Below are 12990 nucleotides of genomic sequence, written 5' to 3' on the forward strand. Positions count from 1 at the left end.
CGCCGCACGGCGGCTCAAGGTGAAATGATTTGCACCATATGAGGGAGGTTGATCGCCCGCCCTTGGTGCAAGGGATTACCTGGCGGCCTTCTCGTCGTTGACGAAACGCACCAGCACGCGCTGACCGATGCGCATCGCCTGGCCGTCCGGATTGTCGAGGGTGAGGATGCAATCCACGGCACGCGAGTTGGCACGGACGGTGGGATCTTCCTCCAGCGTGCTGGCGCTGAAGACGGCACCGATGCGCTGCACGTGGGCGGCGATGGGTGTCTGGTCGCTGCCGTTGTCGTCGAGGATCTGCGCGACCATGCCCGGGTGGACATTGCCGACGAACGACTCGTTGAGCTCGGCACGTACGATCTTCGACCGTTCCGGCAGCAGGACGAAGGCCGCACCGGACTGCGCGGAAACACTGGTGCCCGGCTGGATGGAGCGCTTCACGACTTCGGCGGCCAGCGGCGCGCGCAGGCTGTGCTGGGCCAGGTCGTAGCGGGCCGATGCGAGCTTCTGGGTGGTCAGGGCTACGTTGGCGCGGGCGGCTTCCAGCTCGCCCTGCAACTGGGCGGCGCCCGCGTGGGCGTCGTCTGCGCTCTGGCCGTCGCCGGCACCGGCGCTGGCGGCATCCGTCAGGCGCTTCGCATGTAGCTGGGCAGCCTTCAGGCGGCCTTCCAGCTGTTTGACCTGGGCCTGCGCTTGGGCCTGTTCGGCCTCGGCGGCACTGACCGCCAGCTTGGCCGGCTCGGTATCCAGCACAGCCAGCAACTGGCCCTTGCGGACCTTGTCGCCCTCATGCGCACTGACCTCGGCAACGATGCCTTCGCGCGGCATGGCGAGGTTGACCAGCCCACCTTCGACATCGACGCGGCCGCGTGCCATGGCGGCGTAGGCCGGTGTGGCTGCGGTCGCGGCCGCCGGAGCCGGGTCGTTGTGCGAACACGCCGCCAGGGCCAGCGCGGCGGCGAGGGCGGCAAGCGGGAGGAGAGGACGGGCATTCATGGAGCGGATTCCTCGGTGCCGGGCGCGGCGTGCCCGGTAGTCGGACGCAGGGGGCCCTGCTGGCGACGATCGCTGAGTATGCGTCCGTCTTCCATCGTCAGCACGCGGTCGGCGTGGCTGACCAGTCGTGGGTCGTGGCTGACGCACAGCACCGTGGTGCCGTGGTCGCGGGCAATGCGGTGCAGGATGTCGATGATGATCTGGCCGTTGGCGGCATCCAGAGCACTGGTGGGTTCGTCGGCGAACAGCAGTTCCGGTTCCTTGGCCAGGGCGCGGGCGATGGCCACGCGCTGCTTCTCGCCGCCGGAAAGCTCCGAAGGGCGCAGGCGCATGCGCGGACCCAGGCCCACTTCTTCGAGCGACTGCACCGCGCGCTTCCTGGCTTCGCCGGGAGCGAGGCCAAGATAGTGCAGGGGCAGTTCCACCTGCTCGACCGCGCTCAGCGCCGGAAACAGGTTGAAGCCCTGGAACACGAAGCCCGTGTGATGCAGGCGGAAGCGTTCGAGCCTGCGGGTGTCGTAGTCGCAGAGGTTTTCGCCCAGCGCGTGCACGCTGCCTTCGTCGGGCGGCTGCAAGCCACTGAGGATCGCCAGCAGGGTGCTCTTGCCGCAGCCCGAGGGGCCCGAGATCAGCGTGAGTTCGCCCGTCTCGATGTCGATCGACAGGTCGCGCAGCACGCTGCTTCGCACGCGCCCGGAAACGAACGACTTGTGGATGCCGCGGGCCTGCAGGGCGATGCCGCGCGTGGATGCTGGAGTGTTCATCGCATTCATCGCAGCAGGGTGGCAGGGTCGGCGCGGCGCAGGCTGCGCATCGCGGCCAGTCCCGAGACGATGGCCAGGCCCATGACGAGGCCGAGGCAGGCAAGCGTGGCCACGGGGCTGAGCGCCACGGGCACGCTGTAATGGTGTGCGGCGAACAGGAACAGTGCGCCGAGGATCATGCTGCCGACCAGTCCGATGGCGCCGACCCAGAAAGCCTGCTCCATGACCACGCGGCGCAGTGCGCCCACGCCCACACCCAGGGCATTCAGCGTGGCGTATTCGCGCACCGAACCCACGACGGCGGCGACCAGGGTCTGGCTGGTGATCACCGCACCCACGAGGAAGACGATGCCGGCGAGGAACAGCACGCCGGCACCGGCGCCCGTATCAAGCATCCAGTACATCTGCGATTGGTGGGCGAAGTCGTCGGCCGTCCAGACGTCGTAGCGACCGAACGAATTGGCGCCTTCCAGACGTTCGGCCACGGCACTGGCTTGCGACGGATCGGCAACGCGGGCAACGAAATACGTGGTGCGGTTGCCGTCGCCCGGCGTGGTGTCGATGCGCCGGGCGGTTTCCAGCGAGGTGACGATGTTGACGCCGCCCAGGGCGCGCAGGCCCCGGCTCACGCCCACCACGCGCACGCGATGACCATTGATGGCGGCGACGCCACCGATGCCGACGCCAAGGTTGTCCAGGTCGGCGCGATCCACGATCACGGCGTCCGGCTCGGCGAGCTTCGCGCGCAGTGCAGGCGAGAGCGCCTTGGAGAACATCATGCCGTCAGGGCGGATGTCGATGCCGGAGACGAAGACGGAGACGCCGCCCGTGTCCTGCGGCCCGCGCCAGTCGGAATCCACCCACTGGAACGGCTCCACCTTCGTCACGGACGGGTCCATGCGCAGGTGCATCTCGATGCCGTTGTCGATAGTGCGCCCGAGGTTCACGCTCTGCGTGCCGGGGTAGCCCACCCACAGGTCGGCCGACGAGCCGGTGATGTAGACGCTGGAGCTGCCGAAGATGCCGAGCACGAGCGCGGCCTGCAGCAACTGCAACAGGCCGGCGAAACCCACCGCGAGGATCGCGGGCAGGAACCGGCGCCATTCGTAGATGAGGGTCTTGCGGGCGAGGGCGACCATCAGTGCTCGCCTTCGGCCGGATGCGGCGGCAGCGGTGCACCGCCCAGGGCCTTGTAGAGCGAGACATAGGCGAGGTCGCGTTCCACGCGGGCCTGGAGAAGGGCCAGTTCGCCATGGTCGCTTTCGATCTGGCTCTGGCGTGCATCCAGCGGGCTGGCGAGCTTCAGGCCCACCCGGGTCTGCAAGGCATCCGCACCCTGTCGCAATGCGGTGACGGCCTCGATGCTGGCCTGTTCGCGCTCGGACGACTGTTGCAGGTCGCCCATGGCGGTCTCGGCTTCGGCTACGCCCTGCAACACCGCCTGCCGGTAAGCCAGCACGGCGGCCTTGAGTTCGTAGCCCTTCGCGTGCGCGGCGGCAACGCGATTGCCCCAGTCGAACAGGGGAATATCGATGATCGGGCCAAGCGAAACGATGCCGCGGGACCGCGTATGCCGATAGCTGGTGATATCGGTGGACCACTGCATGGCCGCGCCGATTTGTAGATTGGGATACATCTGCGCGCGGGTCAGGCCCAGTTCGCCGGCGCTGCGCAGCACGTTGGCTTCGGCGGCCACGATTTCCGGCCGCGTGCGGACCAGGTCGGCAGGCGCGGTGGCAACGCGCAGCTCGCCCAGCTGCGGCAGGTCGCCGGCCTCGAGCCATGCGGCATCGGGTTCGGAACGACCGAGCAGCAAGGCGAGTTGCTGTGCACTGGCGTTGATGGCCTTGCGAGGATCGGCAAGGGTTGCACGGGCCTGTGCCTGGGCGACGCGTGCCTGGGCGACATCCTGGGTGGAGGCCAGGCGTAGTCCCTGGCGCACTTCGAGCAGGCGCAGTTGTTCTGCCTGGGCATCGACGGTGCGCTGGAGCACGGCTTCTTGCTGCTGCGCGGCGCGCAGCTGGATCCACTGGCGCACGACTTCGGCCACCAGCGACACACGCGCACCCTGCAGGGAGGCCTCGGCGTTTTCCAGGTCGCCCTGGGCGACACGCTTCGCGCCCTTGTGAGCGCCGAACAGGCCAAGCTCCCAGGTGGAATCGAAGCCGGCGATGAAGAACGACGCGCTGGCGTCGGGATCGATCGCGTCGTTGGTGCGGGCATGCAGGTTGGGCAGGAAGCGGTCGCCGCTGTGCCGCGCCAACAGGCGTGCGGCGCGGATGCGCTCGGCGGCCTGCTGGAGATCGAGATTCGTCTTCAGTGCTTCATCGACGAGGGCATCGAGCCGGGAGTCGCCGAAAGCGTGCCACCAGCCACGCAGGTCAGGCGTTGCGGCACCGCCTTCGGTGGGCGTCGCGTTGCGCCACTGGCTGGGCAGGTCGGGCTTGAGGTCGGGGGTTTGCACGCTGGCGCAGGCTGTCATGACAGCTATCGTCAGCGCCGTCATCGAGGCCCTAAGCAGGAGGCGCCTTGCGCCGGGTTTACGTTGGTTCCTGTCTGCCGGACAGCGAGACGGCGACAAATGAGCGAACACGTAACTTCCTGTACAGGACGATGAGGGTCCGGACGCGATCGCCAGCCAATCGCGTTCGGGCAGTGGATATCGAGAGGGCTGGGCCGGCATCCGGAACGCGGGTTCCGATGGGCCTCGGGTGGGGACCTCTCGTCCGGTGCGTATGTTAACCGCTCAGGCTTTCGCCAAGCTAAGGATGCGCTGATCTATTTCCATTCTCAAGCATGGCGGCGACAGGTATTCAGCCTCGCGTTGCACGCCGGGACGGAAAACAGTACCATTTTGGTCTGATTTCAACTGTCCCCCTTCCCCGATGCTCCGTGTCAGCCGACTGACAGACTACGCGACCGTGGTGATGACCTGCATCGCCGCGCACCCTGCCGACGTCCTCAGCACGGCCCAGATCGCCGACGAGGCGAGGCTGGAGCTGCCCACCGTGTCCAAGCTGCTCAAGCTGCTGGGGCACGCCGGGCTGGTGGAGTCGTTTCGCGGAGTCAACGGCGGTTATCGCCTGGCGCGTCCGGCCGAGGCGATCAGCCTCGCCGACATCGTCGAGGCGATGGAAGGTCCTATCGGTCTGACCGAATGCAGCATGGCCCACGGCCAGTGCGACCGGCAGTCCCAGTGCGGGGTCAGCGGCAGCTGGCAGTCCGTGTCCGGGGCCATCGGTGGCGTGCTGCGCGGCATGACCCTGGCACAGATGCTGGCCGGGCGCCCCGTGGCGCCGGTCGGGAGCGCGGCAAGCACCGCGCAGGCAAACGCATGAACGAGAGCGAACACATGACACGCGACGTGGCAGCGCCGGTGCGCGACAACGCCGAAGTCGAAGCGGCCCTCAACCGCCGCTACGAGGCCGGTTTCGTCACCGATATCGAATCCACCAGCCTTCCGCCGGGCCTGAACGAAGACACCGTTCGGCAGCTTTCGGCGATCAAGGGCGAACCGGAGTGGATGACCGAGTGGCGCCTGGCCGCCTACCGTCACTGGCTGACCATGCCGGAGCCGGATTGGGCCAAGCTCGACATCGCGCCCATCGATTACCAGTCGGTCAGCTACTACTCGGCGCCAAAGGCGGGTCCGAAGTCGCTCGACGAGGTGGATCCGAAGCTGCTGGAAACCTACGAGAAGCTGGGCGTGCCGCTGCATGAGCGCGCGAAACTCGCCGGCGTGGCCGTGGATGCGGTGTTCGACTCCGTGTCCGTGGGCACCACCTTCCGCAAGGAACTGGCCGAGGCCGGGGTGATCTTCTGCTCCATGTCCGAGGCCATCCGCGAGCATGGCGACCTGGTGCGCCAGTACCTGGGCAGCGTGGTGCCGGTAGCCGACAACTACTTTGCCGCCCTGAACTCGGCGGTGTTCTCCGATGGCAGTTTCGTGTTCATCCCCAGGGGCGTGCGTTGTCCCATGGAGCTGTCCACCTACTTCCGTATCAATGCGATCAACACCGGACAGTTTGAGCGCACGCTGATCGTGGCCGAGGACGACGCCTATGTCTCCTACCTCGAAGGCTGCACGGCGCCGATGCGCGACGAAAACCAGCTGCATGCGGCGGTGGTCGAGCTGGTAACGCTGGAACGCGCGCAGATCAAGTATTCCACCGTGCAGAACTGGTACCCCGGCGACGAGAACGGCGTGGGCGGTATCTACAACTTCGTGACCAAGCGCGGCGACTGCCGTGGTGCGGATTCCAAGATCTCCTGGACCCAGGTGGAAACCGGTTCGGCGATCACCTGGAAATACCCCAGCTGCGTGCTGCGTGGCGATCGTTCGGTGGGCGAGTTCTACTCCGTGGCGCTCACGCACCACCGCCAGCAGGCCGACACCGGCACCAAGATGATCCACATCGGCAAGAACACCAAGTCGAAGATCGTCGCCAAGGGCATCAGCGCGGGCCGCAGCTCCAACAGCTACCGCGGCCTGGTGAAGATCGAGAAGGGCGCCGACGGCGCGCGCAACTACACGCAGTGCGATTCGCTGCTGATCGGCAAGAAGTGCGGCGCGCACACCTTCCCGTACATGGAAGTGAAGAACCCCGGCGCCATCGTCGAGCACGAGGCCACCACCTCGAAGATCTCCGACGACCAGCTGTTCTATTGCCTTTCGCGCGGTATCGGCGAGGAAGACGCCGTATCGATGATCGTCGACGGCTTCTGCAAGCAGGTGTTCCGCGAGCTGCCGATGGAGTTCGCCGTGGAGGCCAAGAAGCTGCTCGAGGTGTCGCTCGAAGGTGCCGTGGGCTGATGGGCATCGTCGGCTCCGCTCCGGGCCTCACCGATCTGCGCGCGCTGCTGGCCGCGCTGGACCCGGTGTTGCATCCGGTGCCCAAGCGATTCCTGCATGTCTCGCATGAGAAGGCCCGCGAGCGCATGGCCGATGCGTTGATGATGTTCCGTGAAGACGAAGGCAGCACGCTCATCGTCGATGCGGAAGAAGACGCCTCCGAACGCATGCTCTGGGCCTGCATCACGCTGCGCGTGCAGTCCAGCCTTACCGCCGTCGGCATGATGGCGGCCGTATCCGCCGCGCTCGCGAAGCGCGGCATTCCCTGCAACCCCGTTTCCGCGTTCCTGCACGATCACATCTTCGTGCCCTGGGACCGCCGCGACGACGCGCTCGACGCGCTCTCGCACCTGACGCCCTGATGGACAGCACCGCCATGCACATGCTCAAGATCGACAACCTCCATGCCCGCGTCGAAGGCAAGGAGATCCTGAAAGGCCTTTCGCTCGAGGTGAAGCCGGGCGAGGTGCACGCCATCATGGGGCCCAACGGCGCGGGCAAGTCCACGCTGGGCAACGTGCTCTCGGGGCGCGAAGGCTATGAAGTGACCGAAGGCTCGGTCACCTTCGACGGCCGCGACCTGCTGGCGCTGGAGCCCGAAGATCGCGCCGCCGTCGGCGTGTTCCTGGCCTTCCAGTACCCGGTCGAGATCCCCGGCGTGAACAACACCTACTTCCTGCGTGCCGCGCTCAACGCGCAGCGGAAGTTCCGTGGCGAGGAAGAACTCGACTCCATGCGCTTCCTGAAGCTGGTGCGCGAGAAGCTGAAAATCATGCAGATCTCCGACGAACTGCTGCATCGCGCCGTCAACGAAGGTTTCTCGGGCGGCGAGAAGAAGCGCAACGAGATCTTCCAGATGGCGGTGCTGGAGCCGAAGCTGGCGATCCTCGACGAAACCGACTCCGGCCTGGACATCGATGCGCTCAAGCAGGTGGCCGAGGGCGTCAATGCGCTGCGTTCGGCAGAGCGCTCGTTCATCGTCGTCACTCATTACCAGCGCCTGCTCGACTACATCGAGCCGGACTTCGTCCACGTGCTGGCCGGTGGCCGCATCGTGGAAAGCGGCGACAAGCACCTGGCCCTGAAGCTCGAAGCCGAAGGCTACGCGTGGCTGGCCGACGCGCATCCCGAACTGCGCAAGGCCGACCTCGCCGGAGCGCCGGCATGACCAGCGCGCCGTCCCCGTTCGTGCGGGCGGCGCTGGACGCCGCCGCGACCGTACCGGCCAGCGGCATCGCCTGGCTCGACGCGGCCCGTCGCGAAAACCTCGATGCCTTTGCCGAGGCCGGCCTGCCCGAGGCCCGCAATGAAGCATGGAAGTACACCCCGCTGCGCGCGCTGGGCCAGCGTGCCTATGCGCGCGCCGATGCCGGTGTTGCCGCTTCCGTACCGCTGCCGTCGTTCACGCTGCCCGGTCTCGATGGTGCCCGCGCGGTGTTCGTCGATGGCGTGTTCCGTGCCGACCTGTCCTCGCTCGATGCGGGGCAGGGCGTGGAGCTGTCCTCGCTTGCCGCCGCCGTGCTGGCGCAGCCCGAACCGCTGCGCTTCGCGCTGGCGAACCGCTACCGCCGTGGCGCCGCCGATGCCTTCGCGCATCTGAATGCCGCGCTGGCCACCGATGGCCTCGTGCTGCGCGTGGCCGATGGCGTGCGCATGGCGAAGCCGCTGCACGTGGTTCACGCCACCAGTGGCGCACAGCCGGATACCGCCTGGCATGCGCGCGTGCTGGTGGAAGTGGGCAAGGGTGCCCATGCCGATGTCGTGGAGCATTTCGTGTCCGCCGGCGACGGTGCGCAGCTGGGCACCGTGGTGGCCGATTACGCCGTGCGTGAGGGCGCCACGCTGGGCCTCGTGCTCGTGCAGGACGCCTCGGCCTCGACGACGCTGGTCCGTCGCGGCCATGTGCGCCTCGACGCAAAAGCCGAAGTGACCGTGCATGCGGTGGAACTGGGTGGTGCGCTCGTACGTCACGAACTCACGGCCGACGTGCTCGGTGATGGCGCCCGTTTCGATACGCGCGGCGTGTTTGCACTGTCGGGCCGCCAGCATGTCGATACGCAGCTGGAAATCCATCACAAGGCGCGTGATACGGCATCGGATGCGCTCTGGCGCGGCATTGCCGACGGCCGTTCGCGGGGCGTCTTCCGTGGCGCCATCGTGGTCGCCGAAGGTGCCGATGGCACCGACGCGTCGCTGAGCAACAAGAACCTGCTGTTGTCGGGTCAGGCGGAAATCGATACCAAGCCCGAGCTCGAGATCTACGCCGACGAGGTGAAGGCCGCCCACGGCGCCACCATCGGCCAGCTCGACGAGCGCTCGCTGTTCTACCTGCGCTCGCGCGGCATCCCGCTCGTGCAGGCCCGCAGCCTGCTTACGCTGGCGTTCTGTCGTGCCGCGCTGGAGTCACTGCCGAACGAAGCCCTGCGCGAACACCTGGGCGAGCTGCTGGTGGCGCACCTGCCGACCAGCGTCACCGAATAAGTCCGGAGCCAGCCATGAACGCCAAGCCCGAACCGGCCGTCCTTCCCCTCGACGTGGAACGCATCCGCGCCGATTTTCCGCTGCTGTCGCGCACCGTGCACGGCAAGCCGCTGATCTATTTCGACAACGCGAACACGGGGCAGAAGCCGCTTTCCGTGATCGAGGCGGTGGATCGCCACTATCGCGGGCACAACGCCAACGTGGCCCGCGCCGTGCACCAGCTGGGCGAGGAGGCCACGTCGGCCTACGAAGGCGCGCGCGATGCCATTGCCCGTTTCATCAATGCATCGTCGCGCGATGAAGTGATCCTTACCTCGGGTACCACGCAGTCGATCAACCTGGTTGCGTATAGCTATGCGCTGCCGAAGCTGAAAGCGGGCGACGCCATCGTCACCACGGTGATGGAGCACCACGCCAATATCGTGCCGTGGCAGCTGGTGGCCGAGCGCACGGGCGCCACGGTGAAGGCGGCGCCGATCGATGCCAATGGCGAGCTCATCCTCGAAGAGTATTTCAAGCTGCTGACGCCGGAAGTGAAGCTGGCTTGCGTCACGCATGTGTCCAACGTGCTGGGCACGGTCAATCCGGTGCGCGAGATTGCCCGCGAGTGCCGCAAGCGCGGTATCCCTCTGCTGGTCGACGGCTCGCAGGCCGCGCCGCACCGCCCCATCGACGTGCAGGCACTGGGCTGCGACTTCTACGCGATCACCGGCCACAAGATGCTGGCGCCCACCGGCACGGGCGCGTTGTGGGCGAAGCGCGAACACCTGATGGCGATGCCGCCGTTCTTCGGCGGTGGCGAGATGATCCGCGAGGTGCGCTTCTCGGGCACCGTGTTCGCCGATCCGCCGCACCGTTTCGAGGCGGGTACGCCGAATATCGCCGGTTTCGCGGGTGTGAAGGCAGCCATCGATTATCTCGGCGGCATCGGTTTCGAGCGGATCAACGCCTACGAGCAGGATCTGCTGGCCTACGCCACCACGGCACTGGAAAGCGTGCCGGGCGTGCGGATTTTCGGCCGTGCGAAGGACAAGGAGCCTGTGATCTCGTTCCTGATCGAAGGCGCGCACGCCAACGACATGGCGACCCTGCTCGATCTGCAGGGCGTGGCCGTGCGCTCCGGACACCATTGCGCCCACCCGCTGATGCAGTTCTTCGGCGTGCCTGCGACCCTGCGTGCTTCGCTGGCGTTCTACAACACGAAGGCCGAGGTGGATGGGTTTATCGAGGCGATCGGCAGGGTCAGGAAGCTGCTGCTCTGAGATATGGCCGGTCGCGCGCGAGGCGCGCTCCTGCACAAGCCGTTTCGGTCCGGGCGTGCTCCTGCCCAAGCTGTCCTGTAGGAGCGCGCCTTGCGCGCGACCCGCGAAGCCATGATCCCACCGGGTTAGAATCCGCCCCATGACCACCCCGCACACTTTCCGCAACGCCACCCTAGCCGATGCGCCCCTCATCGCCGCCCTGGTCGAATCGGCTTATCGCGGCGACGCCAGCCGGGCAGGGTGGACCACGGAGGCCGATTTCCTGCATGGCCGCCGCACCGATGCCACCGAGATCACGGAACTGCTTGCCAGCGGTAACGGCCGTTTCGTCCTCCTCGAACGCGACGGCACGCTGGCCGCTTCCTGCTACATCGAGCGCCAGGGCGTGGTCTGTTACTTCGGCATGTTCTCCGTGCACCCGCCCCTGCAAGGCAGCGGTATCGGCCGCCTCGTGATGGCCGAGGCCGAACGCATCGCTCGCGAGGAATGGACATGCGAGCGCGTGGAAATGACCGTGATCGACATCCGCGACGAGCTGATCGCCTGGTACGAGCGCCGCGGTTACGCCCGCACCGGTCGCACCAAGGCCTTTCCGTATGGCGACGAGCGCTTCGGCCTGCCCCAGCGCGACGACCTGCGCTTCGAATACCTCGTGAAGGAACTCGCCTGATGGACGGCTGGATCCGCGTCGGTACCCGCAGCGAGCTGCTTCCCGGTGAATTCCGCGTGGCCTGGGATGGCGACACGGCCATCGCGGTCTACAACATCGACGGCGATCTCTACGCCATCGAGGACGTCTGCACCCACGACGGTGGCGAGCTGGCCGGTGGCCCGGTCATCGGGCACGAAGTGGAATGCGTGCGCCATGGCGCCCGTTTCGACGTGCGTACCGGCGAGGTCACCTGTCCCCCGGCCTACGAACCGGTGGCGACCTTCCCCGTGAAGGAAGACAACGGCGCGATCTGGACCCGCGACGACCGCTGATCCGTCAGTGGTAACCGATAGCCGGTGGCGCGCAAGGTCCTGCGCCCCTTAAGCTTCGCGCCTGCACGCCCACTCCCCCTGAGGAATCCATGCCCCTGAACGTCCATCGGCGCGCCGTGCTCGTGTTCGCGCTCCTGTTCGTTCTGTACCAGGGCGCGGAGGGCATCGGCGACATCCTGCTCGGCCGTTTCTGGGTCCAGGCCGGTTTCATGCTCGCCATGGTCGCGGCAGCGTGGCCACTCGGCCGCTGGCTGGGTTTCCGTGGCTACGACGCCTATGCGCTGGAATGGCGCCGGGTGACGCCCGTGCTGCTGATCGGCGGCCTGATGCTGGCGCTCATGGCCAAGTACATCGGCGTATGCGTGGGCATGGCGTTCGACATCTACGCGGCACGCGCACGCAACGCGACGCCCGTGGCGGCGGTGTCCTTCCTGTCGTCCATTCCCTGGGTGCTGGCGATCACCTTCGTGCCCTCGATCGCCGAAGACATCCTCACCCGGGGCTTCCTCTGGCGGGCGATCCGTCCGCGCTGGCCATCACCGGCGGTGTTCGTGCTGGCATCGGCAACGCTCTACGTCGCCAACCACATCTACCGGCTGGATGGCGGGGTGTCGGAGTGGGTGATGCTGTTCTGCTTCGGCCTGGCCTATGCCACGGCCGTGGTCCGCACCGGCTCGCTCTGGCTGGCCGTGGGCCTGCACTGGGGCTGGAACCTCGCCAACATCCTCATGGACGACATCCTGCCCTACGACACGCTGTCGATGGGCTGCTCCAACCTGCTGTCTGCCGCCGCCCACCTGGTGATGTTCGGCGTGATGTTTGCCATACCGTCCGTGCAGGAAACGGACGGCATGGACGCCGAGCCGGCCTGATCCCGATCAGAAGTGGTAGACGAAGGCCAGGGTCTGGGTGAACTGGTTGCGGGTGCCGAATCGGCGCACCAGCGGGCTGGCGGCCGCATTGCCCAGCAGCCGGCCGTAGGTGAGGCCCAGGGCGAAGCCCGTGTGCTCCGAGGTGGGAATGAACGCGTCGTAGCCCAGGCTGACCTGCTGGCGGCCGCCGCCGGGATGCCAGGTCGGGGTGCCGAGGTTTTCGGCCTCCAGGGCGGTCAGGCCGAAGAAGCGGCCCATGGCCGAGCCGTTCATACCCTCCACCAGCAGCTCCACCGAATGCTCGATATAGCCGATCTTCGGCAGGTCAAGGTCGGCATAGACGCCCCAGTAGGCGCCCGCGCCATCGAGATCGTGGGCCACGTGGGTGCCCACGGTCAGCTGCTTGCTGAGGTCGTATTCCAGGTAGCCGCCCCCGATGAAACGGGGCGAAAGCGAGGTTACCTTGCCGCCCAGGCGGCCCAGGTCATCGTGGGTCCGGCCCCACAGCCAGTTGCCGTAAATGCCCCCGTGCCAACGGTCATCACCTAAAAGGTCGATTGTGAGGCCGTCAGTAGTGGATAATTCACCTACGCCCGGCAGGTTGATGTCCACGTATGGAATGGCCTGGTTGCGGTGATCCTTCGATCCCTGCCATGTGGGCATCCGCTGCACGCCTGCACCGAATGCATAGGTAGGGGTTTCATCCTCGGCGTGAGCTGCGGAACAGGCGAGCATCAGCACGGAGATGGCGGTGAGCCAGCGACGCATGCGGAACAACC

The 12990-nt window shown here is 66.8% G+C and carries 14 protein-coding genes; 9 read left to right on the top strand and 5 right to left on the bottom strand.

The features are described from left to right. Positions 1–75: 75 nt before the first annotated feature. The 4 genes from KR767_RS11645 to KR767_RS11660 are packed head-to-tail and all read right to left on the bottom strand — an operon-like array spanning position 76 to position 4242. Complete coding sequence (locus KR767_RS11645) at positions 76–996, bottom strand: efflux RND transporter periplasmic adaptor subunit (RefSeq protein WP_250876430.1); 921 nt, start codon at positions 994–996, stop codon at positions 76–78. Continuing rightward, a complete protein-coding gene (locus KR767_RS11650; protein WP_166947619.1) occupies positions 993–1769 on the bottom strand; it encodes an ABC transporter ATP-binding protein in 777 nt (258 codons plus the stop codon). Before KR767_RS11650 ends, KR767_RS11645 begins: the two co-directional genes overlap by 4 nt. Continuing rightward, on the bottom strand, positions 1766–2899 hold the full coding sequence (locus KR767_RS11655) for an ABC transporter permease (protein WP_166947621.1): 1134 nt from the start codon (positions 2897–2899) through the stop codon (positions 1766–1768). The genes KR767_RS11650 and KR767_RS11655 overlap by 4 nt, the downstream gene beginning before the upstream one ends. Further along, the gene (locus tag KR767_RS11660; RefSeq protein ID WP_250876431.1) at positions 2899–4242 is read right to left on the bottom strand and encodes a TolC family protein; all 1344 of its coding nucleotides are present in this window, start codon (positions 4240–4242) and stop codon (positions 2899–2901) included. Before KR767_RS11660 ends, KR767_RS11655 begins: the two co-directional genes overlap by 1 nt. 403 nt (positions 4243–4645) lie before the next feature. Here KR767_RS11660 and KR767_RS11665 point away from each other — a divergent pair, with 403 nt between their 5' ends. The 9 genes from KR767_RS11665 (at position 4646) to KR767_RS11705 (ending at position 12211) form a co-directional block, all read left to right on the top strand. Beyond that, complete coding sequence (locus tag KR767_RS11665; protein WP_166947625.1) at positions 4646–5098, top strand: SUF system Fe-S cluster assembly regulator; 453 nt, start codon at positions 4646–4648, stop codon at positions 5096–5098. 14 nt (positions 5099–5112) lie between these two features. After that, entirely contained in the window at positions 5113–6573 is a 1461-nt protein-coding gene (gene sufB / locus KR767_RS11670; protein ID WP_166947955.1) for a Fe-S cluster assembly protein SufB, read from the top strand. Then, positions 6573–6974: an ACT domain-containing protein gene (locus tag KR767_RS11675; protein WP_166947627.1), complete on the top strand. Its 402-nt coding sequence runs from the start codon at positions 6573–6575 to the stop codon at positions 6972–6974. Before sufB ends, KR767_RS11675 begins: the two co-directional genes overlap by 1 nt. Positions 6975–6994: 20 nt before the next feature. After that, on the top strand, positions 6995–7780 hold the full coding sequence (gene sufC, locus KR767_RS11680; RefSeq protein ID WP_250879154.1) for a Fe-S cluster assembly ATPase SufC: 786 nt from the start codon (positions 6995–6997) through the stop codon (positions 7778–7780). Continuing rightward, entirely contained in the window at positions 7777–9093 is a 1317-nt protein-coding gene (gene sufD / locus KR767_RS11685) for a Fe-S cluster assembly protein SufD (protein ID WP_250876432.1), read from the top strand. Before sufC ends, sufD begins: the two co-directional genes overlap by 4 nt. A 14-nt stretch (positions 9094–9107) precedes the next feature. Next, a complete protein-coding gene (locus KR767_RS11690; protein WP_250876433.1) occupies positions 9108–10355 on the top strand; it encodes an aminotransferase class V-fold PLP-dependent enzyme in 1248 nt (415 codons plus the stop codon). A gap of 139 nt (positions 10356–10494) precedes the next feature. Further along, positions 10495–11025, top strand: a complete 531-nt coding sequence (locus KR767_RS11695; protein WP_166947633.1) for a GNAT family N-acetyltransferase — start codon at positions 10495–10497, stop codon at positions 11023–11025. Next, a complete protein-coding gene (locus KR767_RS11700) occupies positions 11025–11339 on the top strand; it encodes a non-heme iron oxygenase ferredoxin subunit (RefSeq protein WP_250876434.1) in 315 nt (104 codons plus the stop codon). The genes KR767_RS11695 and KR767_RS11700 overlap by 1 nt, the downstream gene beginning before the upstream one ends. 89 nt (positions 11340–11428) lie before the next feature. Further along, complete coding sequence (locus KR767_RS11705) at positions 11429–12211, top strand: CPBP family intramembrane glutamic endopeptidase (protein ID WP_166947637.1); 783 nt, start codon at positions 11429–11431, stop codon at positions 12209–12211. Positions 12212–12217: 6 nt separating this feature from the next. Here KR767_RS11705 and KR767_RS11710 read toward each other — a convergent pair whose 3' ends face one another. Continuing rightward, entirely contained in the window at positions 12218–12979 is a 762-nt protein-coding gene (locus KR767_RS11710; protein ID WP_166947639.1) for a MipA/OmpV family protein, read from the bottom strand. Between the last annotated feature and the right edge of the window lie 11 nt (positions 12980–12990).

The sequence above is a fragment of the Luteibacter anthropi genome (assembly GCF_023699965.1).
Taxonomy (GTDB): Bacteria; Pseudomonadota; Gammaproteobacteria; order Xanthomonadales; family Rhodanobacteraceae; genus Luteibacter; species Luteibacter anthropi.